This is a genomic window from Spirilliplanes yamanashiensis (assembly GCF_016863475.1).
GTDB classification, from domain to species: Bacteria; Actinomycetota; Actinomycetes; order Mycobacteriales; family Micromonosporaceae; genus Spirilliplanes; species Spirilliplanes yamanashiensis.
On sequence record NZ_BOOY01000003.1, the window covers coordinates 257,469 to 280,833 of the forward strand.

General features: G+C 75.0%; 20 protein-coding genes and 1 pseudogene. 14 read left to right on the forward strand and 7 right to left on the reverse strand.

The annotated features are described in order from the left end of the window. The 7 genes and pseudogenes from Sya03_RS03345 to Sya03_RS03375 form a co-directional block, all read left to right on the forward strand. Positions 1-408 carry a hypothetical protein gene (locus tag Sya03_RS03345; RefSeq protein ID WP_203936638.1) on the forward strand — a complete coding sequence of 136 codons (408 nt, stop codon included), beginning with the start codon at positions 1-3 and terminating at the stop codon, positions 406-408. An 85-nt stretch (positions 409-493) separates the two neighbouring features. Next, complete coding sequence (locus tag Sya03_RS03350; RefSeq protein ID WP_203936639.1) at positions 494-898, forward strand: hypothetical protein; 405 nt, start codon at positions 494-496, stop codon at positions 896-898. Continuing rightward, complete coding sequence (locus tag Sya03_RS03355) at positions 895-1,188, forward strand: hypothetical protein (RefSeq protein WP_203936640.1); 294 nt, start codon at positions 895-897, stop codon at positions 1,186-1,188. Before Sya03_RS03350 ends, Sya03_RS03355 begins: the two co-directional genes overlap by 4 nt. A 4-nt stretch (positions 1,189-1,192) precedes the next feature. After that, positions 1,193-1,897 (forward strand): hypothetical protein, encoded by a 705-nt coding sequence (locus tag Sya03_RS03360; protein ID WP_203936641.1) that lies wholly within the window; start codon positions 1,193-1,195, stop codon positions 1,895-1,897. Continuing rightward, positions 1,894-2,301, forward strand: a complete 408-nt coding sequence (locus Sya03_RS03365) for a hypothetical protein (protein WP_203936642.1) — start codon at positions 1,894-1,896, stop codon at positions 2,299-2,301. The genes Sya03_RS03360 and Sya03_RS03365 overlap by 4 nt, the downstream gene beginning before the upstream one ends. Positions 2,302-2,399: 98 nt before the next feature. Continuing rightward, on the forward strand, positions 2,400-3,350 hold the full coding sequence (locus Sya03_RS03370; protein WP_203936643.1) for a tetratricopeptide repeat protein: 951 nt from the start codon (positions 2,400-2,402) through the stop codon (positions 3,348-3,350). A gap of 12 nt (positions 3,351-3,362) precedes the next feature. Continuing rightward, positions 3,363-4,275: pseudogene (locus Sya03_RS03375) on the forward strand (arginase family protein); the annotation flags it as partial. Positions 4,276-4,603: 328 nt separating this feature from the next. Here the strand turns inward: Sya03_RS03375 and Sya03_RS03380 are convergent. Next, positions 4,604-6,517, reverse strand: coding sequence for a penicillin-binding transpeptidase domain-containing protein (locus Sya03_RS03380; protein WP_203936644.1), 1,914 nt, complete (start codon positions 6,515-6,517; stop codon positions 4,604-4,606). Positions 6,518-6,761: 244 nt separating this feature from the next. On the opposite strand from Sya03_RS03380, the gene Sya03_RS03385 reads away from it, so the two are divergent. The 4 genes from Sya03_RS03385 to Sya03_RS03400 all read left to right on the forward strand — a co-directional run bounded on the left by Sya03_RS03385 (position 6,762) and on the right by Sya03_RS03400 (position 15,312). Next, positions 6,762-11,720: an NAD-glutamate dehydrogenase gene (locus Sya03_RS03385; RefSeq protein WP_203936645.1), complete on the forward strand. Its 4,959-nt coding sequence runs from the start codon at positions 6,762-6,764 to the stop codon at positions 11,718-11,720. Positions 11,721-11,819: 99 nt separating this feature from the next. After that, complete coding sequence (locus Sya03_RS03390) at positions 11,820-12,479, forward strand: DUF4142 domain-containing protein (protein ID WP_203936646.1); 660 nt, start codon at positions 11,820-11,822, stop codon at positions 12,477-12,479. Then, entirely contained in the window at positions 12,476-13,114 is a 639-nt protein-coding gene (locus Sya03_RS03395; protein WP_203936647.1) for a class F sortase, read from the forward strand. Before Sya03_RS03390 ends, Sya03_RS03395 begins: the two co-directional genes overlap by 4 nt. A gap of 38 nt (positions 13,115-13,152) precedes the next feature. Further along, positions 13,153-15,312: a heavy metal translocating P-type ATPase gene (locus Sya03_RS03400; RefSeq protein ID WP_203936648.1), complete on the forward strand. Its 2,160-nt coding sequence runs from the start codon at positions 13,153-13,155 to the stop codon at positions 15,310-15,312. 318 nt (positions 15,313-15,630) lie between these two features. On the opposite strand, the gene Sya03_RS03405 is transcribed toward Sya03_RS03400, so the two are convergent. The 4 genes from Sya03_RS03405 to Sya03_RS03420 form a co-directional block, all read right to left on the reverse strand. Then, a complete protein-coding gene (locus tag Sya03_RS03405; protein ID WP_203936649.1) occupies positions 15,631-16,368 on the reverse strand; it encodes a TetR family transcriptional regulator in 738 nt (245 codons plus the stop codon). After that, the gene (locus Sya03_RS03410; protein ID WP_203936650.1) at positions 16,346-16,780 is read right to left on the reverse strand and encodes a thiol-disulfide oxidoreductase DCC family protein; all 435 of its coding nucleotides are present in this window, start codon (positions 16,778-16,780) and stop codon (positions 16,346-16,348) included. The genes Sya03_RS03405 and Sya03_RS03410 overlap by 23 nt, the downstream gene beginning before the upstream one ends. Continuing rightward, positions 16,777-17,235: a hypothetical protein gene (locus tag Sya03_RS03415; RefSeq protein WP_203936651.1), complete on the reverse strand. Its 459-nt coding sequence runs from the start codon at positions 17,233-17,235 to the stop codon at positions 16,777-16,779. The genes Sya03_RS03410 and Sya03_RS03415 overlap by 4 nt, the downstream gene beginning before the upstream one ends. 140 nt (positions 17,236-17,375) lie before the next feature. Further along, a complete protein-coding gene (locus Sya03_RS03420; RefSeq protein WP_203936652.1) occupies positions 17,376-18,827 on the reverse strand; it encodes a glycoside hydrolase family 3 protein in 1,452 nt (483 codons plus the stop codon). A 177-nt stretch (positions 18,828-19,004) separates the two neighbouring features. Here Sya03_RS03420 and Sya03_RS03425 point away from each other — a divergent pair, with 177 nt between their 5' ends. From Sya03_RS03425 to Sya03_RS03435, 3 genes are read left to right on the forward strand one after another with little or no spacing between them, the layout of a single operon-like run. Beyond that, on the forward strand, positions 19,005-20,183 hold the full coding sequence (locus tag Sya03_RS03425; RefSeq protein ID WP_203936653.1) for an ROK family transcriptional regulator: 1,179 nt from the start codon (positions 19,005-19,007) through the stop codon (positions 20,181-20,183). A gap of 36 nt (positions 20,184-20,219) precedes the next feature. Next, positions 20,220-21,008, forward strand: coding sequence for an ABC transporter ATP-binding protein (locus Sya03_RS03430; RefSeq protein WP_239107083.1), 789 nt, complete (start codon positions 20,220-20,222; stop codon positions 21,006-21,008). Next, a complete protein-coding gene (locus tag Sya03_RS03435) occupies positions 21,008-21,904 on the forward strand; it encodes a ribokinase (RefSeq protein ID WP_203936655.1) in 897 nt (298 codons plus the stop codon). Before Sya03_RS03430 ends, Sya03_RS03435 begins: the two co-directional genes overlap by 1 nt. On the opposite strand, the gene Sya03_RS03440 is transcribed toward Sya03_RS03435, so the two are convergent. Then, on the reverse strand, positions 21,901-22,824 hold the full coding sequence (locus Sya03_RS03440; RefSeq protein ID WP_203936656.1) for a methyl-accepting chemotaxis protein: 924 nt from the start codon (positions 22,822-22,824) through the stop codon (positions 21,901-21,903). The two genes, Sya03_RS03435 and Sya03_RS03440, sit on opposite strands and share 4 nt — an antisense overlap. Next, a complete protein-coding gene (locus Sya03_RS03445) occupies positions 22,821-23,336 on the reverse strand; it encodes a PAS domain-containing protein (RefSeq protein WP_239107084.1) in 516 nt (171 codons plus the stop codon). The genes Sya03_RS03440 and Sya03_RS03445 overlap by 4 nt, the downstream gene beginning before the upstream one ends. Positions 23,337-23,365: the final 29 nt, after the last annotated feature.

The following is a 23,365-nucleotide window of genomic DNA, read 5'->3' on the forward strand; positions in this document are numbered from 1 at the left end:
ATGACGCTGACCATCAACGGTATGCGGCTCCCCGACATCCTGGTCGAGGCCATCCGGTCCGGAACGTGGCGGGCACCGGAGCGTGCCGAGATCTACGTCGAGGTCTTCGGCGAGCCGGCGGACGTCCCGGAGTTCTACGACGAGCGCATGATGCGTCGCGAGAACGACGGCTGGGACAGCGTCTCGGTGGACGACTACGCCTGCGTGCCGCAGGAGCCGGGCAATCTCGGCGTCGACCTGGACCGGTCGGTGATCATCGCCGGGCTGGGACCGGACATGCCTGTCGTACTCGACTACCGTCAGTCGCTCGAGTCGCCGCGGGTGCTGTACCTGGCGGGGAATCATCCGCACTGGGTGGAGGTCGCCTCGGACATCGAGGACCTCTTCGACAAGCTCGGGATCCGTTGATCAGCGGCGGCCGGGCCTGCCTCGTGGCAGGCCCGGCCGCCGCGCGCCGGGCGGTGTCCGTGACGGCAGAACGCGAGGGTGGGCAGTGCTCACGAGAATCGGTTTCTTCCGCGAGTTCTTCGCGGACCACCCGGAGCTGCCGTCGATCCGGGACCACGTCCGCCCGCACCCCGCCGAGTCGGCCGGCCAGGTGGTCGCCTACCTGCGCGCCGGTCACGTCATGTCCGCCGTCATGGAGGGGATGACCGACGTCATCGACGGGCGCTCCTTCGAGGAGGGTTCCGGCTGCTCGTCGCTGCTGACCGACGGCACCTGGCTGTGGCGGCGCGACCTCGCCCACTACGTGGAGGCCCACAACGTCGAGCTGCCGGCCGCGTTCCTGCGGCAGGCCGCCCGGGGCGAGGTCCCGCCGCTGTCGGCGGACGAGCTGGCCGAGCTGGAGACGATCGAGCGCCGCGACTACGGCCCCGACTGGTGGGTCGGCCCGTGACGCCGCCGCGCCCTGTTTCCGGGACGTCGGCGGACGCCGGTCGCGGCCTGCCGGAGTTCATGGAGGAGCTCGGCCGGCACGGCGTGACCATGCTGCTGAAGGTCGATCACGAGCGGTTCGGATCGGGGCAGCGACCGTGGACGCTGGTGCTGTCCGGTCCGGGCCTCGGTGATCTCCGAGCGCTCCATGCGGACTTCCGCACCTTCCAGGAGGCGCTGGAGTACTGCCGGGATCGGCTCCGAGGCCTGCCGGGCGAGTGGGAGTGGCTCGATGGGTACTCCTGGGGATGACTCCGTGATGCACCGGGCCGGCGCCCCTGCCGCGCTGTCCGACCGCGCCCGCGCGTTCCTCGACCGCCGGGCCGTGCGGGCCGAGTTCGACCGCGGCCTGACGGGGGACCGGCTCCGCGAGCGGATCGCGCGCGTCCACGGCGAGCCGGACGAGCGGATCGTCCGGCTGCTCGACCGCCTTCAGGCCGCCTACGGCGGGCTGCGGTATCCCAGCGGGTACTTCGCCACGCCGGTGGAGGTCACGCCGGTGTGCGAGCCGGAGGATCCGGACGATCCGTTGGAGATCCTCTACGCGGTGCGGACGGCGAGCCCGCTGGGCGCCTCCGTGCATCCCGACGGCGGCGTGGAGGTGGGGCTCGACGGCGCCGGGGTCGTGGAGTTTCCGTCGTTCGAGGCGTTGATCGAGTGTGAGGCGACGTTCGACGAGGTGGCGCGGCTGCCGGTGGGCCGGCGGTGGCACGTCGAGCCTGCGGTGCTGCGCCGCGTCGTCGGCGAGCTGGACGCGGGCGGTCTGTTCGGGCTGCGGCGGCGGGTGGCGGCGTGCGGGCGCGGCGCCCACTGGTTCGTCGGGCCGGGCGCGGCGGTGTTCCTGCGGAGCACCTGGTGGGACCTGGGCTTGGGGGTGCCGCCCACGGTCGACGTGTGGGGCGGGTCGGCGGAGGTGGCCGGCGCGGTGGAGCGGCTGGCCGGCGGAGGGGGGACGCGGTGACGCTGGTGGTGAACGGCCTGCCGCTGCCGGCCGTGCTGGTCGAGGCGATCGGGGACGGAGTCTGGCGGGCGCCGGCCGGCCCGGAGGTCTACGTGCGGGTGTTCGGGGAGGAGGCCGTCGCGCCGGAGTTCTACGACGAGCGGGCGATGCGGCGGGAGAACGACGGGTGGGCGGACGTGTCCCGGGACGACTTCGCGTGCGCGCCGGGCCCCGGCGGGAACCTCGGGGTCGACCCCGTCCGGTCGGTGATCATCGCCGGGCTCGGGCCGGACATGCCGGTCGTGCTCGACTACCGGCGGTCGCCGGAGAACCCGCGGGTGCTCTACGTCAGAGGTGACCGGCCGCGGTGGGTGGAGGTGGCCGCGGACGTCGCGGAGCTTCTGGCCCGGCTGGGCCTGCGCTGACGGGGGCGGGGGCCCGGGCCGGTGAGCGGGTGTGACGTCGAATATCAGGCGGACGTCGCCGCCGCGGATCGCGGATCGCGCGTGCGAGACTGGCAGTCATGAGCGACCCACGGACCACTCCGTCGATCTTCACCCGCGGCGCGGTCGACCTCGGCGCGCTGCGCAGCGCGCCGCCCGCGCGGCCGGCCGGTCCCGCAGGCGGACCGGGCGGGCCGGGCGGCCCCGGCCCCGGCCCCGGTGCCGGCCCCGGCGCGCCGGGTGGCGCCCCGCGCGCCTCGACCATCGCGGTGATCGACGTCAACGAGGCCACGTTCCAGACCGAGGTGCTGGAGCGGTCCCTGACCACGCCGGTGCTGCTCGACCTGTGGGCCGAGTGGTGCGAGCCGTGCAAGCAGCTGTCGCCGGTGCTGGAGCGGCTCGCCGACGAGGGCGGCGGCTCCTGGATCCTCGGCAAGGTCGACGTGGACGCCAACCCGGGGCTCGCCCAGGCGCTGCGCGCGCAGAGCATCCCGATGGTCGTCGCGGTCATCGGCGGCCGGCTCGTCGAGGGCTTCACCGGGGTGCTGCCCGAGGCGCAGATCCGCCAGTACATCGACGCGGTGCTGAAGGCGGCCGGGGTGGCCGTCGCCCCGGCCGAGGACCCGCGGCTCGACAGCGCCGACGACGCGCTCATGACCGGCGACCTGGACGCGGCCGAGGAGGCGTACCGGAAGATCCTCGCGGACACGCCGAACGACGCGGCGGCCGAGTCGGGGCTGGCGCAGGTGGCGCTGTACCGCCGGGTCACCGGGGTCGACGCGGCCGGCGCGCTCGCGAAGGCCGACGCCGACCCGGACGACCTGGCGGCGCAGTTCCTGGCCGCGGACGTGCTGGTGCTGTCGGGGCAGGCGGACGACGCGTACAAGCGGCTCGTGGGCCTGGTGCGGCGCACGGCCGGCGACGACCGCGAGACGGTCCGCAAGCACCTGCTGTCGCTGTTCGCGGTGGCCGGTCCCGACGACCCCGCGGTGGCGAGCGCGAGACGCGCGCTCGCCAGCGCCCTGTTCTAGGCAGCGCCCGCCGTGCGCCGGATCGCCGTCCTCGACGCACCGTCCAATCTCGGTCTGCGCCCGCCGACCGGGACGTCGGTGCCGGGCTGCGCGAAGGCGCCCGGCGCGCTGCGGGACCGGGGGCTGATCGCCCGGCTCGGCGCCCGCGACGCGGGCTGCGTCACCCCGCCGCGGTACGACCCGGGCGGCTGGCGGCCCGGCGACGGGGTGTGCCACGCGCCGGAGATCGCCGCGTACTCGCGGACGCTGGCCGACCGGATCGCCGCGATCATCGACGAGGGCGAGTTCCCCGTCGTGCTCGGCGGGGACTGCTCCGTCGTGCTGGGCTCCGGCCTGGCCATGCACCGCCTCGGCGAGGCGGTCGGCGGGCGGATCGGGCTGGTGTTCGTGGACGGCCACTCCGACTTCCGGCACCCGGGCAACGCGTCGTACGTCGGGGCGGCGGCGGGGGAGGACCTGGCGCTGGTGACCGGCCGCGGGCAGGCCGACCTGGCCGCGATCGAGGGCCGCCGGCCGTACTTCCGCGACATCGACGTGGTGGTGCTGGGCATCCGCGACCACGACGAGTACCGCCTCGACCTGCAGGCGGCGGGCATCGTGACCCGGCCGGTGCCGATGCTGCGGGCCGAGGGGGCGGCGCGCAGCGCGCAGTGGGCGCGCGAGCAGCTCGTCGACTGCGCCGGCTACTGGGTGCACGTCGACGTGGACGTCCTCGACCCGGCCGTCATGCCGGCGGTGGACGCGCCGGAGCCGGGCGGCATCGCGTTCCCCGAGCTGGAGCTGCTGCTGGCCGGGCTGGTCGACACCCCGCACTGCCTGGGCGTCGAGATCACCGTGTTCGACCCGGACTACGACCCCGACGGCGCGTACGCGGCGGAGATCGCCGACACCCTGGTGGCGGGGCTGGCCCCGGTGGCCGACCCGCACCCGGACGACCACCGCCGCACCCGCCGGGCCGACGACGAGCCGGAGACGGCGGCGGCGGAGGCCGCCGAGCCCGAGCCGGAGATCGAGCCGCAGGCTGAGGTCGAGGCCGAGCCCGAGCCGGAGCCCGAGGTCGAGCCGTGGGAGCCGACGCAGCCGCACGCCCACCACGGCGACCTGCCGTCGGACGAGCCGGGCAGCTTCGCGCTGCCGGTGGCCGAGCCGGTCCACTTCGACCTCGACCCGCCGGATGCCGAGCCCCGGCCGCACCGGCGCACGTCGGCGCTCGACGCGCTGACGATGCCGGCGCAGCGCACCGCCACCGACTCCTAGGCGAGCCCCCGCAGGAACTTCTCCGTGATCGGCACGGCCGCGTCGGCGCCCGCGCCGCCCTTCTCGACGAACACGGCGAACGCGACGTCGCCCTGCCAGCCGACGAACCAGGCGTGCGTCTCGGTGTTGCCGGTCTCGAACTCGGCGGTGCCGGTCTTGCCGTGCACCGGCTCGCCCGGCACGTCCTCCAGCGCCGTCGCGGTGCCGGTGGTGACGACCTCGCGCATCATGGCGCGCAGCGACTCGAGGTGGCCGGCGTCGAGCGGGCCGGGCGCGGGCGCCGCGGCGGGGGCCGGGTCGAGCAGCACCTTCGGCTGGTGCCAGGCGCCGCCCGCGACGGCGGCCACCGCGCCGGCCATGGCGAGCGGGCTGACGACGGTCTGGCCCTGGCCGAACGCGGCCGCCGCCTGCTCAGCCGCGGACCCGCCGGTGGCGACGTTGCCGCTGAACGCGTCGATGCCGAGTTCCCACTGGCCGCCGATGCCGAGGCCGGCGCCGGCCCGGGCGAGCCCGTCGGCGCCGAGCTTCGGGGCGAGCGCGGCGAACGCCGTGTTGCACGACTCGGCGAAGTCGGTGCGGAACGGCACCCGGCCGAGCGAGGCGTCGCCCGAGTTCTTGAAGACGGCCCCGTCGACGGTGATCGTCTTGGGGCACGGCACCGGGGTGGCCGGGGTGACGGCGCCGGCGGTGAGCAGGCCGAGCGTGGACACCACCTTGAACGTGGAGCCGGGCGACACCCGGGCGGTGAAGGCGAGGTTCTCGGTGCCGCCGTCGGGGCCGTTGGCGGCGGCCAGCACGGCGCCGTCGGTGACCCGCAGCGCCACCAGCGCGCTGCGGCGGCGCTCGCCGGCCAGGGCCGCGTCGGCGGCGTTCTGCACGGCCGGGTCGAGCGTGGTCTTCAGCGGCTGGCCGGGCTGCGGCGGGGCCTGGTAGAGCGGGGTGTCGGTGGTGGTGCCGTCGGGCGCCTCCTGCACGATCACGACGCTCTCGCCGACGGTGCCGCGCAGGCGCTGGTCGTAGCGCTGCTGCAGGCCGCCGTGGCCGACCAGGTCGCCGGCGACGAGCGCGCCGTTCGACGTCTCCAGGTCCTCCTTGGTGGCCTGGTCGACGGTGCCGAGCAGGGCGCGGGCGAAGGGCCGGGTGGGCGCGAGCTGACGGGTCTCGTCGCGGAACACCGTGCCCTTGAGCGGGCGGATGCGGGCCTCGATGCGCTCGAAGTCGGGGCGGCGCAGGCTGATCAGGTCGACGAACGCCGTCGGCTGGGCGTCCTTCACCCGCTGGGCGAGGGTGGACAGGTCGACGCTCACCCGGATGCTCGCGAACGCCGCCTGCAGGTCCTTCGTGAGCCGGGGCAGGTCGGTGACGCGCTGCGGTTCGACCCCCACCACGACGACCGGGCGGCCGGTGACGATGGGCGCGCCGGCGGCGTCGAGCACGGTGGCCCGGTCGGCGGTCACCCGGCGCACGCCGAGCCGGTCGCCCGCGGCCAGGTCGGCGTGCACGACCGCCGGCTCCCAGACGACCCGCCAGCCGTCGTCGCCGGCCTCCTGCAGGCGCACGTCGGTGCGGTACGCCCACCGGCCGCCGCCGGGCAGGTTCCACGTGACGTCCACCGGGCTGGTGGCGACGTCGCCGACGATCTGCGGCTCACCGGCCGGCTTCAGCTCGGGCGGGGTGTCGACGAGCTCACCGGACAGCCCGCGCAGTTCCGTGACGACCTGGGCGGCGGGCACCCGGGTGCCGTCCGCGCCCACGAACCCGACCTGGTCGAGCTTGCTCGACCGCCAGCCGTCGAGGAACGCCTGCAGGGTGGGCGCCGGGCCGTCGTCGGACGAGCAGCCGGTCAGCGCGCCGGCCAGCAGCGCGCACACGGTCACGCCGGCGCGCAGCCGGAGGGCCGTACGGGTCATGCGGTCACCCACCTGTTTGCCGTGAGCCAACGATCTCCGCCGAACGGTAGTACGCATCGGCCGCGCGGGATGTCCCCGGTGGCGTGCGATGCGTCATGCCGGGCCGATTGTCCGGCATGCGCGCCACCCGGGTCTGCCCGCACAGCCGGTGCGCCGTGCCGTGCTGCGGCCGGCCCGGCACGCTCTAGGCTGGCGGTGACACGGAACGGACCCACAGCGTGGTGGGGAAGGGGAGTGCGGGCAGATGAGCGCGGGCACGGACCGGCACGGCGAGATCGACGCCGAGACCGACCAGGACAGGCCGGAAGGCTCGGGAGCGGCGCTGGCGGGCCGGCTGGGCGCCGACCCGGACGCGGGCGAGCTGGAGGAGCCGCTGCCGGACGCCGCGCAGCTGATCGCCGAGGCGGTCGAGCTGGCCGGCGCCGACCACGGCACGGCCGGGCTGGTGAGCCGGTTCTGGCGGTTCGCGCCGGACGAGGAACTGGTCGACCACACCCCGGAGCAGCTGCACGCGGCGGCCACCGCGCACCGCGAGCTGGCCCGGCAGCGGGTGCCCGGCCAGCTGCGGCTGGAGGTCACCGCCCCGGGGAAGGGCAACGGCGGGCACAGCACGGTGCGCATCGTCACCGACGACATGCCGTTCCTCGTCGACTCGACGGTCTCGCTGCTCACCGCCCACCAGCTGGAGGTGCACCTGCTGGTGCACCCGCTCATCGTGGTGCGCCGCGAGCCGCTGGGCGCGCTGGCCGACGTGGCCGCCGACGTGGAGCCCGACGACGCCATCGACGGCGACATCGTCGAGAGCTGGATCCTCGCCGAGATCGACCCGGTGGCCGACCCGGACGCCCGCGCCCGCCTGGCGCGCGAGCTGCAGCGGGTGCTGACCGACGTGCGCGCCGCCGTCGAGGACTGGCCGAAGATGCGCCGCCGCGCGCTGGCCGTCGCCGACGAGCTGGGCGCCGCCCGGGGCACCGCGGACGCGCCGCCGGTGCCGGACAAGGACGTCACCGACACCATCGAGCTGATGCGCTGGCTGACGGCCGACAACTTCACGTTCCTCGGCTACCGCGAGTACCACCTCACGACCGGCGAGGGCGGCGAGCAGGTGCTGGTCGCCGACGCGGGCACCGGGCTGGGCATCCTGCGCGGCGAGCACTCCACGCCGCGGGTGCTGTCGTCGATGGCGCCGGAGGCGTTCGCGCAGTCGCTGGAGAAGCGGCTGCTGATCCTCACCAAGGCGAACTCGCGGGCCACCGTGCACCGCTCCGCCTACCTCGACTACATCGGCGTGAAGGTGTTCGACGAGCGCGGCGAGGTGGTCGGCGAGCGCCGGTTCCTCGGCCTGTTCTCCAGCTCGGCGTACCGCACCAGCGTGCGCGACCTGCCGGTGGTGCGCCGCAAGGTGGCCGAGGTGCTGGACCGCTCGGGCCTGTCGCCGCGCAGCCACTCGGGGCGCGACCTGCTGCAGATCCTGGAGACGTACCCGCGCGACGAGCTGTTCCAGATCAAGACCGACGAGCTGTACGACGCGGTCGTCGGCGTGCTGCGGATGGCGGGCCGGCGGCAGCTGCGGGTGTTCCTGCGCCGCGACGCGTACGGCCGGTTCATCTCCTGCCTGATCTATCTGCCGCGCGACCGGTTCACGACCACGAACCGGCTGCGCATGCAGGAGATCCTGCTGCGCGAGCTGAACGGCGTCGGCGTCGACCACACCACCCGGGTCACCGAGGGCATGCTGGCCCGGGTCCACTTCGTGGTGCGCACCGACCCGCAGGCGCCGCCGCGCACCGTCGACCCGGACGCGCTGGCCGAGCAGCTCGCCGACGCGACCCGGCTGTGGGACGACGACTTCGGCCTGGTGCTGGAGCGCAAGCTCGGCGAGCAGCAGGCCAAGGGCCTGTTCTCCCGGTACGTGGACGCGCTGCCGGACAGCTACAAGGACGGGCACTCGCCGTACGAGGCGGCGCAGGACCTGGCGAAGCTGGAGCTGCTGGAGGAGCCCGGCCAGATCGAGATGCACCTGTTCCGCAAGCGCGCGCCGCACGGGGTGACCGAGGGCGAGCCGGACGACGGCAACGTGCGGTTCAAGGTGTACCGGCAGGGCGAGCCGATGATGCTGTCGGCGGTGCTGCCGGTGCTGCACTCGCTGGGCGTGCAGGTGGTCGACGAGCGGCCGTACGAGATCCGCCGCGCCGACACCGCCGTCTGGCTGTACGACTTCGGGCTGAACCCGCCGGCGGAGCACCGGGAGCTGGCCGAGGTGCGCCCGCACGTGGAGAACGCGTTCGCGGCGTCGTGGCGCGGCGAGGCCGAGGTGGACGGCTTCAACGAGCTGGTGCTGCTGGCGGGCCTGACGTGGCGGCAGGTGGTGGTGCTGCGCGCGTACGCGAAGTACCTGCGCCAGGCCGGCACGATCTACTCGCAGCGGTACGTGGAGAACACGTTCATCGCCCACCCGGACGTGGCCCGGCTGCTGGTGGACCTGTTCGAGACGCGCTTCTCGCCGCGGCTGGAGCTGAGCGCGGACGTGCGCGCGAAGCGGGCGGCCGCGCTGGCCGAGCAGGTGACCGAGCGGCTCGACGCGGTGGACAGCCTGGACCAGGACCGCATCCTGCGCTCGTTCCTGCGGCTGATCACGGCGACGCTGCGCACCAGCTTCTTCCAGCGCGACCGCAACGGGCGGCCGAAGTCGTACATCGCGTTCAAGCTGGACCCGCAGGCGGTGCCGGACCTGCCGGCGCCGCGGCCGAAGTTCGAGATCTTCGTGTACTCGCCGCGGTTCGAGGGCGTGCACCTGCGCTACGGCGCGGTGGCGCGCGGCGGGCTGCGCTGGTCGGACCGCCGCGAGGACTTCCGCACGGAGATCCTCGGCCTGGTCAAGGCGCAGATGGTGAAGAACGCGGTGATCGTGCCGGTGGGCGCCAAGGGCGGCTTCGTGCTGAAGCAGCGGCCGGGCGACCGGGACGAGGCCGTGGCCTGCTACCAGCTGTTCATCTCGGCCCTGCTGGACGTCACCGACAACATCTCGGGCGGCAAGATCGTGCCGCCGCACGACGTGGTGCGCCACGACGGCGACGACCCGTACCTCGTGGTGGCGGCCGACAAGGGCACGGCGACGTTCTCGGACATCGCGAACGAGATCAGCGTCGGCAAGGAGTTCTGGCTGGGTGACGCGTTCGCGTCGGGCGGCTCGGCCGGCTACGACCACAAGAAGATGGGCATCACGGCCCGCGGCGCGTGGGAGTCGGTGAAGCGGCACTTCCGCGAACTCGGCTTCGACACCCAGTCCGAGGACTTCACCGTGGTCGGCGTCGGCGACATGTCGGGCGACGTGTTCGGCAACGGCATGCTGCTCAGCGAGCACATCCGGCTGGTGGCCGCGTTCGACCACCGGCACATCTTCCTCGACCCGGACCCGGACGCGGCCACGTCGTTCGCCGAGCGGCGCCGGCTGTTCGAACTGCCGCGCTCGTCGTGGGCGGACTACGACGCCGCGCTCATCAGCGAGGGCGGCGGGGTGTACCCGCGCACGCTGAAGAAGATCGCGGTGACGCCGCAGGTCGCGGCGGCGCTGGGCATCGAGGCGGCCGAGCTGAGCCCGGCGGAGCTGATGCGGGCCATCCTCACGGCGCCGGTCGACCTGCTGTTCAACGGCGGCATCGGCACGTACGTCAAGGCGGCCACCGAGACGCACGCGGAGGTGGGCGACAAGGCCAACGACGCGATCCGGGTGGACGGCCGGGAGCTGCGCGTCAAGGTGGTCGGCGAGGGCGGCAACCTGGGCCTGACCCAGCGCGGCCGGATCGAGTACGCGCTGGCCTCGGGCCGGATCTACACCGACTTCATCGACAACTCGGCCGGGGTGGACTGCTCCGACCACGAGGTCAACATCAAGATCCTGCTGGGCGGTGCGGTGGCCGACGGCGAGCTGACGGTGCCCGAGCGCGACCGGCTGCTGGAGTCGATGACCGACGAGGTGGCGGCGCTGTCGCTGCGGGACAACTACGACCAGGCCCGCGCGCTCGGCAACGCCCGCGAGCAGGCCCTGTCGCTGCTGCCGGTGCACCGTCGCATGATCACCGACCTGGAGCGGGCGGGCCTGCTGGACCGCGCGCTGGAGGCGCTGCCGACGGACGAGGAGCTGGCGGTGCGCGGCGAGGCGGGCACGGGCCTGACGCCGCCGGAGTTCGCGGTGCTGCTCGCGTACGTGAAGATCACGATGGACCGGGAGGTGCTGGCGTCGTCGCTGGCCGACGAGCCGTGGGCCACGGGCGTGCTGGCCCGGTACTTCCCGACGCCGCTGCGCGAGCGCTTCGCCGGCCGGATGGCCGGGCACCGGCTGCGCCGCGAGATCGTCTCCACGTCGCTGGTCAACGAGGTCGTCAACCGGGGCGGCACGTCGTTCGTCTACCGGGCGGTGGAGGAGACGGGCGCCTCGGCGGCGGACGTGATCCGGGCGTACGTGGTGGTCCGCGACGTGTTCGGCATCGGCGAGCTGTGGGACGCGGTGGAGGCGCAGGACAACCGGATGCCGGTGGCCGCGCAGACCCTGGTCTACCTGTCGACGCGCCGGCTGCTCGACCGGGCGGTGCGCTGGCTGGTGTCGAACCGCCGCTCGCCGCTGGACGTGGCGGGCGAGATCGAGCGGCTGCGGCCGGGCGTCGCGCGGCTGCTCGGGGCGCTGCCGTCGCTGTTCCGCGGCGCGGAGCGCGAGTCGCTGGCGGCGCTGACCGCCAACATGTGCCAGCGGGGCGTGCCGGACGACATCGCCGACCGGGCGATGCGCATCGTCTACAGCTTCGGCGTGCTGGACATCCTGCAGACGGCGACGGAGGCCGACCAGGACATCAACGCGGTCGCCGACGTGTACTACGTGCTGTCGGAGCGCTTCCGCGTGGACGACCTGCTGTCGCGCATCTCGTCGCTGCCGCGCAACGACCGCTGGCAGACGCTGGCCCGCATGGCGCTGCGCTACGACCTGTACGCGGCGCTGGCCGGGCTGACGGCGGAGGTGCTGGCGTCCACACCGGCGTCGGCGTCGGCGGCCGACCGGGTGGACGAATGGGAGCAGGTGAACGCGGCGTCGATCGCCCGCACCCGCAACGCCATCGGCGAGTTCGAGGACTCCCGGTCGGACCTGGCGGCGCTGTCGGTGGTGCTGCGCCAGATCCGCACGCTGGTGCGCACGTCGGCGGCGGCGTGACGCCGATCCGGATTCGGCACGGTCGCTGCGTCGGTTCGCAGGGTGGAGGCGCAGCGGCCGGGTAGGCGGGCGGTCACCTCGACGAAGGGATCGACCGTCATGCTTCTCCGAACTGCGGCAGCCGTGGCCGGTGTGGTCACCGTGCTGCTCCTGCCGGCCACGCCGGCCGCCGCGGCGCCGTCCGAGCAGGACGCCACATACCTGCGGGCGGCGCACCAGTCCAACCTGGCCGAGATCGCCACCGGCGAACTGGCCCAGCAGAAGGCCGAGAGCCGGCAGGTCAAGGACCTCGGCGCCCGGTGGGTCGCGGACCACACCAGGCTCGACACCGCCCTGCGCGACACCGCCGAGGCGCTCGGCGTGGAGCTGCCCGGCGAGCCGAACGCCGAGCAGCAGGCGCTGGCCCGCCGCTACGAGGCGGCGTCGGGCGCCGAGTTCGACGCGCTGTGGATCCCCACCCAGATGGACGCCCACATGAAGGCCATGCGGCTCGGCGAGACCGAGATCGCCCAGGGCAGCGACGCCCAGGCGAAGAAGGTGGCCCAGGACGCCGCCCCGGTGGTCGCCTCGCACCACGACCTGCTGGAGGAGGCGGCCGGCGAGATCGGCGTGCCCAGCCGCATCGGCACGGGCACCGGCGGGCAGGCCGCCGCCGCGTCCACCACCCCGGCCGTGATCGGGTTCGGGGCGCTGGGCCTGTTCCTGGTCGGCGCCGCGGTGTTCCTGCTGCGCCGCCGCACCCCGGCCGCCTCGCGATGAGCCGCCCCGGCCGGCGCGCCGCAGGCTGGACCGCCCTGGCGGCCGGCCTGGGCGCGCTGGCCGCGGCGCTCGTCCTGAGCCTGCTGCCGGCGCGCGCCCCGGCCGACGCCGGGACCCTCCCACCGCCGCCCGCCCCACCGGCCGCGACGACCAGGAGCGCGGCGCCGACCGCCGCGTCGACCGCGGCCGCGCGGTGGACGCCGCGGACCGTGTCCATCGCCCGGCTGCGCGTCGCGGCGCCCGTCGACCCGGCGGGTGTCACCGGCGGCGGGGAGCTCGGCGTGCCCGCCGACCCGGACCGCCTGGGCTGGTGGATCGGGTCGGCGCTGCCCGGCGACCGGCGCGGGACGGTGCTCATCGCCGGCCACGTCGACACCGCCCGCGACGGCCGGGGCGCCCTGTACCGGCTGGCGGACCTGCCGGTCGGGGCCCGGATCGACGTCGCCGCCGGGGACCGCACGGTCGGGTACCGGGTGGTCGCCCGGCGCAGCTACGCCAAGAGCCGGCTGCCGGACGCGCTGTTCCGGCGCGACACCGCGCCGCAGCTCGCGCTGGTCACCTGCGGCGGCGCCTTCCGCGACGGCGCCTACGAGCGCAACGTCGTGGTGTACGCCGCGCCGCTTTCGTACCCCTAGGGGGTATGCTCGGGTCCAGGACGACCCGGGAGGCATCCATGACAGGCGTGACCCGGCCGCTCGCGGCGGCCGCGCAGCAGATCGAGCTGTCGATCGGCGGCATGACCTGCGCCGCCTGCGCCAACCGCATCGAGAAGAAGCTGAACCGGCTCGACGGCGTCACCGCCACCGTCAACTACGCCACCGAGAAGGCCCGCGCCACCGTGCCGCCGGGCGTCACCGCCGAGGACCTCATCGCGGTGGTGGAGAAGACCGGCTACACGGCGGCCCTGCCCGCGGCCGAGGCGCCGGCGGCCGAGCCGGGCGACCCGCTGCGCACCCGGGTGCTGATCTCGGCCGCGCTGAGCGTGCCCGTCGTGGCGCTGGCCATGGTGCCGCCGCTGCAGTTCACGTACTGGCAGTGGCTGTCGCTGGTGCTCGCCGCGCCCGTCGTCGTCTGGGGCGGCTGGCCGTTCCACCGCGCCGCCTGGGTCAACCTGCGGCACGGCGCCACGACGATGGACACGCTCGTGTCGGTGGGCACGCTGGCCGCGTTCGGCTGGTCGCTGTGGGCGCTGTTCCTCGGCACGGCGGGCGTGCCCGGCATGGAGCACCCGTTCTCGTGGCGCATCGAGCGCACCGACGGCGCCGGCCAGATCTACCTGGAGGCGGCGGCCGGGGTCACCACGCTCATCCTGCTGGGGCGCTGGTTCGAGGCGCGGGCCCGCAAGCGCGCCGGCGCCGCCCTGCGGGCGCTGCTGGAGCTGGGCGCCAAGGACGTGACCGTCCTGCGCGACGGCCGCGAGGTGCTGGTCCCCGTCGAGCAGCTCGCGGCCGGCGACGAGTTCGTGGTCCGGCCGGGGGAGAAGGTCGCCACCGACGGCGTCGTCGTCGACGGGCTGTCCGCCGTCGACCGGAGCCTGCTCACCGGCGAGTCGGTGCCCGTCGAGGTCGGCCCCGGCGACGCGGTCGTGGGCGCCACCGTCAACGCGGGCGGCCGGCTCGTCGTGCGCGCCACCCGGGTCGGCGCCGACACCCAGCTCGCCCAGATGGCCCGGCTGGTGGAGCAGGCCCAGGGCGGCAAGGCGGCCGTGCAGCGCCTGGCCGACCGCATCTCCGGCGTGTTCGTGCCGGTCGTCATCACCCTGGCGCTCGGCACCCTGGGCTTCTGGCTCGGCGCGGGCGAGGGGTGGGCGGCCGCGTTCGCCGCCGCCGTGGCGGTGCTCATCATCGCCTGCCCGTGCGCGCTCGGGCTGGCCACGCCGACCGCCCTGCTCGTCGGCACGGGCCGCGGCGCGCAGCTCGGCGTGCTGATCCGCGGCGTCGAGGCGCTGGAGTCGGCGCGCCGCGTCGACACGGTCGTCCTCGACAAGACCGGCACCGTCACCACGGGCCGGATGGAGCTGGTCGCCGCGGAACCCGACAGCGACGAGCTGCTCCGGTACGCCGGCGCGGTGGAGGCCGCGTCGGAGCACCCGATCGGCCGCGCGATCGCCCGGGCCGCCGCCGAGCGGCTGGGCGGGCTGCCGCCGGTGACCGGCTTCCGCGCCGAGCCGGGCGTCGGCGTGCGCGGCGTCGTCGGCGGCGTCGAGGTCGAGGTCGGCCGCGGCGAGGCCCGCGACGCCCGCACGGCCGTCGAGGTGCGCTGGGGCGGCCGCGCGCGCGGCACCCTCTACCTGGCCGACGCGGTGCGCCCGGAGAGCGCCGGCGCGGTCGCCGCGCTGCGCCGCCTGGGGCTGCGGCCGGTGCTGCTCACCGGCGACGGCGAGGCGGTGGCGAAGGCCGTCGCGGCCGAGGTCGGCATCGACGAGGTGATCGCCGGGGTGCTGCCCGCCGGCAAGGTCGACGCCGTGCGGCGGCTGCAGGACTCGGGCGCCGCCGTGGCGATGGTCGGCGACGGCGTCAACGACGCGGCCGCGCTGGTGCAGGCCGACCTGGGCCTGGCCATGGGCACCGGCACCGACGTCGCGATCCAGGCGGCCGACCTGACGCTGGTGCGCGCCGACCTGACCGCCGCCGTGGACGCGATCCGGCTGTCCCGGCGCACACTCACGATCATCCGCGGCAACCTGTTCTGGGCGTTCGCGTACAACGTGGCCGCCCTGCCGCTCGCCGCGGCCGGGTTCCTCAGCCCGATGATCGCGGGCGCGGCGATGGCGTTCAGCTCGGTCTTCGTGGTGGCGAACAGCCTGCGGCTGCGCCGCTTCGCGCGCGGCTGACCCCGGACACGGGCGTGCCCCGGGCGTCGCCACGAGGTGCTCCCGTTACCTCGTGACGGCGCCCGGGGCACCGGTCGTGCCGCGCGGTTTCGGGCGGGTCCCGTAGCCCGAACTCGCGCGTCGTGCTCCCCAGGCCCGTGTTGGTGGGCGTAGCAGTAACGCTACGTGAGCACCGCGCGGCCGGGGAAGACGCCGCACACCGAACTGGCCGTTCGGACCGGGCGATCCGTGCGTCGGATCCGGACACCGCGGCACGCCGGGGACGAGACCCGGCGAGACGATCACGCAGCGTGAAGACCCGCGTGCAACGGTGGGTAGTCAGTCGGCCTTGACGAGCTCGAGCAGGCTCAGCACCTGGCGCAGGGCCGGGCGCAGCACCCGCAGCCGCGACAGGTGCACCAGGCGGTCGACGAGCGGCACGGCGCCGTCGATGAGCCGCCGGGTGCGGCGCTGGCCGGGGGAGCGGTCGTACACCCAGAACAGCACGACGCCCATCCAGCCGAGCCACAGCAGCTCGGGCAGCTCGCGGCGCAGCTCCGGGTCGACCTTGACCGAGGAGCCCTCCACCACGTCCCGGAAGATCGCGATGGCGGCCTCGCGGGCCGGCGACGACTCCGCCGAGAACGGGCTCAGCGGCGAGGTGGGCTCGGCGGCGGACTTGAAGAACGTCGCCGCGAACGCGTGGTACGGCGCGTTGACGTCGATGCCGGCGTGCAGCACGCCGCGCAGCCGGGCGGCGAAGTCCTTCTCGCTCGCCAGCAGCGGCGCGGCGGCGGCCGCGTGGGCGGCCTGGTTGCGGTCGTAGAACCCCTGGATCAGGTGTTCCTTGGAGTCGAAGTAGTAGTACGCGTTGCCGACGGCGACGCCGGCCTCCTTGGCGATGGCCCGCATCGTGGTCTCGGCGAAGCCACGCTCGCGGAACAGCCGCAGGGCGGTGTCGAGGATCAGCTGCCGTGTCTGCTCGCCGCGCGCCCGCGACCGCCCGGGGACGCGGGGCTCGGCGGCCGGCGCCGGCTCGGCGGGCTCGGCTGGCTCAGGGGCAGGCGTCGTCGGCACAGACCTCACCGTATCCCCCGGCGCGGGTCCGCTCGCGGACGGCCGCGGCGAGGCCGATCACCCGCCGCGCCGTGGGCAGCAGGTCGGGGCGGGCGAGCCGGTCGGCGAGGGCGCGGTAGTCGGCCAGCGCCCACAGGCACGCCAGCCAGGCGGCGTCGCCGGCGTAGACCTCGCCGGTGTCGGCCACGACGGTGATGTCGCGCAGGGTCCGCGCGTGGTCGAGGCCGGGGAACAGCCGCCGGGCCGCGGGCGACGCCGCGGGGACGAACGTCAGCGGGACGAGCTGCGGGCGCCCGGCGAGCCAGTGGTGCGCCGCCCGGCAGATGGGGCAGCCGGCGTCGTAGAGGACGGTGAACCCGCCGATCCGGCCGCCGGGGTGCGCGGCCGGGCCGGTGGGCAGGGGCGCGGTCATGCCTGCGCCGGCGGCGGGACGGGCCCGGGGCGGCCGTGCGGGCCGGGGAACGGTCCCACGCCGGGCGGCGGCAGCATGCCGGCGGGCGGCAGGGGCGGGCGGGTGGCCTGCTGGCGCAGCCGGCTCTTGCGGTAGCGGTTGAGCGCGAGCACGTTGAAGACGTGCAGCACGCCGAGCACCAGCAGCACGAAGCCGATCTTGAAGGACAGCGTCTCCAGCGCCCCGGCGGCGGTGACGGGGTTGTCGGCCGAGCGCATCGAGACGGTGACGTAGCCGAGGTTCAGCAGGTAGAAGCCGACCACGAGCAGGTGGTTGACGGCCCGGGCGAGCTTGCCGTCGGAGAACACCTCCTCGAGGAAGACCAGGCCGTTGCGGGACAGGGTGGTCGCCACCCAGATCGTCAGCCCGACGCTGATGACCAGGTACGCGAGGTACATCGAAACCTTGTAGTCCACGGCTCCGGCCGCCTTCCTGAACGTGTTCAACTATGACGGCCCCAGCGTAGGCGCAACTGTTGAACTTGTTCAAGTGAGAGCGTGACCACACGCCGAGGGCCCCGGACCGGCGTGCGGTCCGGGGCCCTCGGGCGGGGTCGTCAAAGCGCGAGGCCGAGCGCCTCCGCGGCCGCCCGGCCGTTGGCCAGGCTGGCGCCGAACGTCGTCACGTACGCCCGCGCGCCCGCCGGCCGCCACGCCGACGGCCAGCCCATCTCGACGACGGCGACGGCGTGCGCGGCGGCCAGCCGCTCGATGAGGTCCCGGGTCGCGGGGGCCCGGTGGTTGTGCCGGCCCACCACGACGATCGGCCGCGCGCCGGCCCGCGCCACCAGCTCCTCCGCCGACGCGTCGGCGGCCACCACGCGGACCAGCTCGGTGCCGTTGACGTGCGGCCCCAGCCCCCACGGCACCGGGCCCTCGGCGATCGAGTGGCCCGACTCCAGGTGCACGATCAGCGGGTCGGCCAGGCCGGCGACGGTGCCCTCGACTCGGACGGCGCGGCGCGCGGCGGCGTAGCCCAGGTCGCTCGCGGCGGCGCCCGCCCGCCCGGCCGGCGTCGCCCAGGCGGCCAGCTCGCGGCAGCGCCCGACCGCCTCCTCCAGCCGGGCCACCGGCAGCCGGCCGTCGCCCACGCCCGCGACGATCGCGGCGGCGACGTGCTCGGTCAGCTCCAGGTCGACGTCGGCGCCGACGCAGAGCAGGTCCGCGCCGCCGGCCAGCGCCAGCACGGCGGCGTTGCCGATGCCGCCCGCCGCCCCCGCGGCGCCGCGCATCTCCAGCGCGTCGGTGACGACCGCGCCGGTGAAGCCCAGGTCGCGGCGCAGCAGGTCGACGAGTACCGCCCGGCTGAACGTCGCCGGCATGCCGTCGGTCAGCGCCGGCACGCGGATGTGCGCGGTCATGATCGACTTCGCCCCGGCCTCGACGACGGCCGCGAACGGCGGCAGGTCACGCGCGCGCAGCACCTCCAGCGGCGCGTCGATGGTGGGCAGCTCCAGGTGCGAGTCGGTGACCGTGGCGCCGTGGCCGGGGAAGTGCTTGGCGCACGCCGCCACCCCGGCCGCCTGCAGGCCGGTCACGGCCGCGGCCGCGTGCCGGGCTACCCGGGCCGGGTCGTTGCCGAACGAGCGCGTCCCGATGATCGGGTTGTCGTCGGCCGTGTTGACGTCGACGGTCGGCGCCAGGTCGAGGTTGACGCCCGCGGCGGCCAGATCAGCGCCGATCGACGCGTACACCTCGCGGGTGAGGTCCGGGTCGTCGACGGCGCCCAGCGCGGCGTTGCCCGGGTAGGGGCTGCCGGTCAGGTGGGCGAGGCGGGTGACGTCGCCGCCCTCCTCGTCCGTCGCGACCAGGACGGCCGGCGACGCCTCCCGCAGCTGGGCCGACAGGGCGGCGGTCTGCGCGGCGTCCGCGATGTTGAAACCGAACAGCGTGTGGCCGGCCAGACCCTCCGTGAGCAGGCGTAATGCCCATTCCGGGGCGGTGTGCCCCGGAAACGCGGAGAGCAGGGTGCCGAGCGCGAGTCGGCGCAGGCCCGGATCGATCGCCATGGTGTCCTTCCCCTTACGACACCACTGGCCCTAGTGTCGGCCCAGCTCGTGCATGATCGTAAGAAATCAATGGCTACTGGTCGTTGTCAGCCCGCCGCGCACGGTTACGCTACGGGCTGTCTGAACGACTGGATAATGTAATAGGAAACCTTCCTTATAGGTAGTGAAGGAACGACGATGGCCGCCACCCGCCTCCCGGGCACCCCCCGCCTGCTGCGCGCCCTCAACGACCGGGCGGCGCTGGAGCTGCTCCTCACCCGCGGCCCGCTCACCCGTGCCCAGCTCGGCGAACTCACCGGGCTCAGCAAGGTCACCGCGTCGCAGCTCGTCGAGCGGCTCGAGGAGCGCGGCCTGGTGCGCCGCGTCGGCGAGCAGGCCGGCGGCCGCGGCCCCAACGCCCAGCTCTACGCCGTCACGCCCGGCAGCGCGCACGTCATCGGCGTCGACGTCGGCCCCGACCGGGTCATCGCCGCGTGCGCCGACATCACCGGCGCCGTGATCGGCCGCTCCGAACTGTCCGTGCGCGACACCGACGACCCGGTCGGCGTCGTCCACAAGGCCGTGCTGGAGGCCGCCGACTCGGCCGGCGCCAGCATGACCACCGTGCGCCGCATCGTGCTGGGCACCCCCGGCCTCGTCGACCCGCGCACCGGCGACATCGCGTTCGCGTTCGACCTGCCCCGCTGGCACCGCGGCCTGCTCGGCAAGCTGCGCGAGGACCTCAACACCGAGGTCCACTTCGGCAACGACGTGAACCTCGCCGCCGTCGCCGAGGCCGCCAACGGCGCCGCCAAGGGCGTCGACGACTTCGTGCTCGTCTGGGTCGGCCGCGGCGTCGGCCTCGCCACCGTCCTCGGCGGACGGCTGCACCACGGCACCACCGGCGCCGCCGGTGAGATCGGCTACCTGCCCGTGGCGGGCGTCGAGGTGCCCCGCAACGCGTCGCGGCGGGGCGTCAAGGGCGCGTTCCAGCAGCTCGCCGGCGCCGACGCCGTCAAGGCCATCGGCGCGGAGCACGGCTTCACCGGCGAGGAGGCGGGCGACGTCGTGCGCGCCGCCGCCGCGGCCGGCGAGGCGGGCGCCGCCGTCCTCGACGAGCTGGCCCGCCGGCTCGCCCTCGGCGTCGCCAGCACCTGCCTGGTGCTCGACCCGCCGCTGGTGGTGCTGGCCGGCGAGATCGGCCTGGCGGGCGGCTTCTCGCTGGCCGAGCGCGTCGAGCGCGAGGTCTCGGCCATCACCCTGGTCTCGCCGCGGGTCATGATGACCCAGATCGACGTGGAACCCGTCCTGCACGGCGCCCTGCGCACCGCCCTCGACGCCGTCCGCGACGAGGTGTTCGGCTCGACGGTGGGGTGACGCGGCGCGCCCGCCGCCGTGTGGTGGGATGGTCGGGTGGACCCCGACACCGTCATCGATCTCGACCGGGTCAGCGTCACCCGCTCCGGCAACCACCTCGTCCGGGGCATCACCTGGCAGGTCGAGCTGGACGAGCGCTGGGTCGTGCTCGGCCCCAACGGCGCCGGCAAGAGCACGCTGCTCAACCTGGCGGCGGGCCGGCTGCACCCGTCGCGCGGCACCGCGCACGTCCTCGGCGAGAAGCTCGGCCGCACCGACGTCGCCGAGCTGCGCACCCGCATCGGCCTGAGCACCGCCGCGGTCGCCGACACCATCCCGCCGCACGAGCGGGTGCGCGACGTCGTCGTCACCGCCGCCTGGTCCGTGGTGGGCCGCTGGCGCGAGGCGTACGACCCGATGGACGTGCGCCGGGCCGACGCCCTGCTCAGCCAGCTCGGCATGGCGGCGCTCGCCGACCGTGAGTTCGGCACCCTGAGCGAGGGCGAGCGCAAGCGCACCCAGATCGCCCGGGCGCTGATGACCGACCCCGAGCTGATGCTGCTCGACGAGCCCGCCGCCGGGCTCGACCTGGGCGGCCGCGAGGACCTGGTGGCCCGGCTCGCCGAGCTGGCGATGGACCCCGACGCCCCGGCCCTGGTGCTGGTCACCCACCACGTCGAGGAGATCCCGCCCGGCTTCACCCACGCGCTGCTGCTGCGCGAGGGCGGCGTCGTCGCGCAGGGCCTGCTGGGCCGCACGCTCACCGCCGACAACCTGTCGAAGACGTTCGGCCTGCCGCTGGTCGTCGAGCGCCACGGCGACCGCTACACCGCCCGGGCGGCGTGATGAGCGGGCCGCGGATCGCCGTGGTCGGCAGCGCCAACATGGACCTCGTCGGCACCGGCGCCCGGCTGCCCCGGCCCGGCGAGACCGTCCTCGGCCACGAGTTCGTCATGGTTCCCGGCGGCAAGGGCGCCAACCAGGCCATCGCCGCCGCCCGCGCCGGCGGCGACGTGTCGTTCCTCGGCGCGCTCGGCTCCGACGCGTTCGGCGTCACCCTCAAGGCGCGGCTGGAGTCGTCCGGCGTGGACACCGCGCTGACGCGGGTCAGCTACGGCGCGTCCGGCGTCGCCATCGTCATGGTCGACGAGCCCGGCGAGAACAGCATCATGGTGCTGCCCGGCGCGAACAGCTCGTTCACCGCCCTGCAGCCCGACGAGCTGGCCGCGGTCGCCGCCGCCGACGTGCTGCTGCTGCAGCTGGAGATCCCGCTGGCCACCGTCACCGCCGCCGCCGTGGCGGCCCGCGCCGCCGGCACCCGGGTGGTGCTCAACGCCGCGCCGTCGATGCCGCTGCCCCCGGAGCTGCTCGCCGCCGTCGACCTGCTCGTCGTCAACGAGGTCGAGCAGCAGGACATCGCCGGCGCCGGGCGCGAGGAGCCAGGCCGGCTGCTCGACGTCGTGCCGCGCGTCGTGCTCACCGTCGGCTCCGACGGCGCCTGGTACGCCGAGCGCGGGCGCGACCCGGTGCACGTGCCCGCGTTCGCCGTCGAGACGGTCGACTCCACCGCCGCCGGCGACGCGTTCGTCGGCGCGCTCGCGGTCGCCTGGGGCGAGGGCCGCGAGCTGATCGACGCGGTCCGCTGGGCGAGCGCCGCGGGCGCGGTGTGCGTGCGCCGGCTGGGCTCGTCGGTGGCGCTGCCGTCCCGCGCCGACATCGACGCGCTGTACGGCGCCGGCTAGGACGCGCGCACCGTCGTCACGAAGCGGGACACCTCGCCGCGCAGCACCTCCGCCAGCTGGGAAAGCCCGGCGTTGCCCGAGTCGTGGCTGCCGTCGACGGCCGCCGCGATGCCGGTGACCAGCCGGCTCATCTCGCGGATGCTCTCGGTCACCGACTCCAGCACCTCGATCGCGTCGGCGGCGGCGGACTGCACCGTCGCCACCTGCCCGATGATCTCGTCGCTGGACTCGCTGGTCTCGTTCGCCAGCACCTTGACCTCGCCCGCCACCACGCTGAACCCGCGGCCCGCCTCGCCGGCGCGGGCCGCTTCGATGGTGGCGTTCAGCGCCAGCAGCCGGGTCTGCGACGCCACCTGATTGATCAGGTCGACGGCGTTGCGGATCTGGTCGGACGCCGTGCGCAGCGAGCCCACCGTGGTCAGGCCCCGCTCGGCGCCGGCCACCGCCTCGCGGGCGAAGTCGCTCAGGCCGTTGGCCGACGCGCCCATCTCCGTCGCCGCCGTCGCCACCTGCTCCGACACCGTCAGCACCGCGGACTCCAGCTGGTCGGCCAGGGCCAGCCGCGCCCGGTCCGACTCGGCCACCCGGACCGCCGAGGCCTGCATGGCGTCGTTGGCGGCGCCGATCGTGCTCGCCGCGTGCCGGAACGAGCCCAGCATGCCGCGGGTCAGGAACCTGCGGTGGAACCGGCCCTCGGCGGCCGCGCTGAGCGCCGCCCCGGACTCGCGGACGAACGCGTCGGTCACGTCGAGCAGCGCGTTCACGGCGCTGCGGGCCTCGATCGCGGCGGGAGAGTCGCCGATGGCGGGCAGCCGGGCCTCCAGGTCGCCCGCGGCGGCGCGGCGGCACACCCCGGCGAGGGTGCGCAGCAGCTCGGTGTCCTCGGTGGGCTGCTGCGTCTCGGCACGACGCCTGATCATCGGCCGCCCCCGTTCGTGAGGTCCCAGACGAACTCGTCGTAGCTGCGCCCGCCCAGCCGCTCGTGCAGCAGCTTCCAGGACGCGTCCAGCCCGGCCTGGCCACCGGAGCCGCCGGGGCCGCGCTGCTCGGCGGCGCGCAGCTCGGCGTACAGGGCGGCGGCCGCGTCGACGGCCCGGCGCTCCGGCCGGCGGCGGCTGGAGTGGTAGCCGACCACCGTGCCCGCGCCGTCGAACGACGGGGTGACGTGCGCCAGCACCCAGTAGTGAGCGCCGTCCGCGGCCAGGTTCACGACGTACGCGAACAGCTCCTCGCGCCGCTTGAGCGTGTCCCACAGCAGCTTGAACACGGCCCGGGGCATGTCGGGATGCCGGATGATGTTGTGCGGCTGCCCGACGGTCTCGTCCTCCGTCAGCGCCGAGGTGCGCAGGAAGACGTCGTTGGCGTAGGTGAACAGGCCGCGCAGGTCGGTCTTCGACACGATGATCTCGTCATCGCCGAACGTCCGCTCCACGCCCGTGGGCCGTACCCGGGTTGTCCGCA

Coding starts and splice junctions, on each gene's coding strand:
- Sya03_RS03345 (WP_203936638.1), top strand. CDS start 1: ATGACGCTGACCATCAACGGTATGCGGCTCCCCGACATCCTGGTCGAG.
- Sya03_RS03370 (WP_203936643.1), top strand. CDS start 2,400: ATGAGCGACCCACGGACCACTCCGTCGATCTTCACCCGCGGCGCGGTC.
- Sya03_RS03380 (WP_203936644.1), bottom strand. CDS start 6,517: ATGACCCGTACGGCCCTCCGGCTGCGCGCCGGCGTGACCGTGTGCGCG.
- Sya03_RS03385 (WP_203936645.1), top strand. CDS start 6,762: ATGAGCGCGGGCACGGACCGGCACGGCGAGATCGACGCCGAGACCGAC.
- Sya03_RS03390 (WP_203936646.1), top strand. CDS start 11,820: ATGCTTCTCCGAACTGCGGCAGCCGTGGCCGGTGTGGTCACCGTGCTG.
- Sya03_RS03395 (WP_203936647.1), top strand. CDS start 12,476: ATGAGCCGCCCCGGCCGGCGCGCCGCAGGCTGGACCGCCCTGGCGGCC.
- Sya03_RS03400 (WP_203936648.1), top strand. CDS start 13,153: ATGACAGGCGTGACCCGGCCGCTCGCGGCGGCCGCGCAGCAGATCGAG.
- Sya03_RS03410 (WP_203936650.1), bottom strand. CDS start 16,780: ATGACCGCGCCCCTGCCCACCGGCCCGGCCGCGCACCCCGGCGGCCGG.
- Sya03_RS03420 (WP_203936652.1), bottom strand. CDS start 18,827: ATGGCGATCGATCCGGGCCTGCGCCGACTCGCGCTCGGCACCCTGCTC.
- Sya03_RS03425 (WP_203936653.1), top strand. CDS start 19,005: ATGGCCGCCACCCGCCTCCCGGGCACCCCCCGCCTGCTGCGCGCCCTC.
- Sya03_RS03435 (WP_203936655.1), top strand. CDS start 21,008: ATGAGCGGGCCGCGGATCGCCGTGGTCGGCAGCGCCAACATGGACCTC.
- Sya03_RS03440 (WP_203936656.1), bottom strand. CDS start 22,824: ATGATCAGGCGTCGTGCCGAGACGCAGCAGCCCACCGAGGACACCGAG.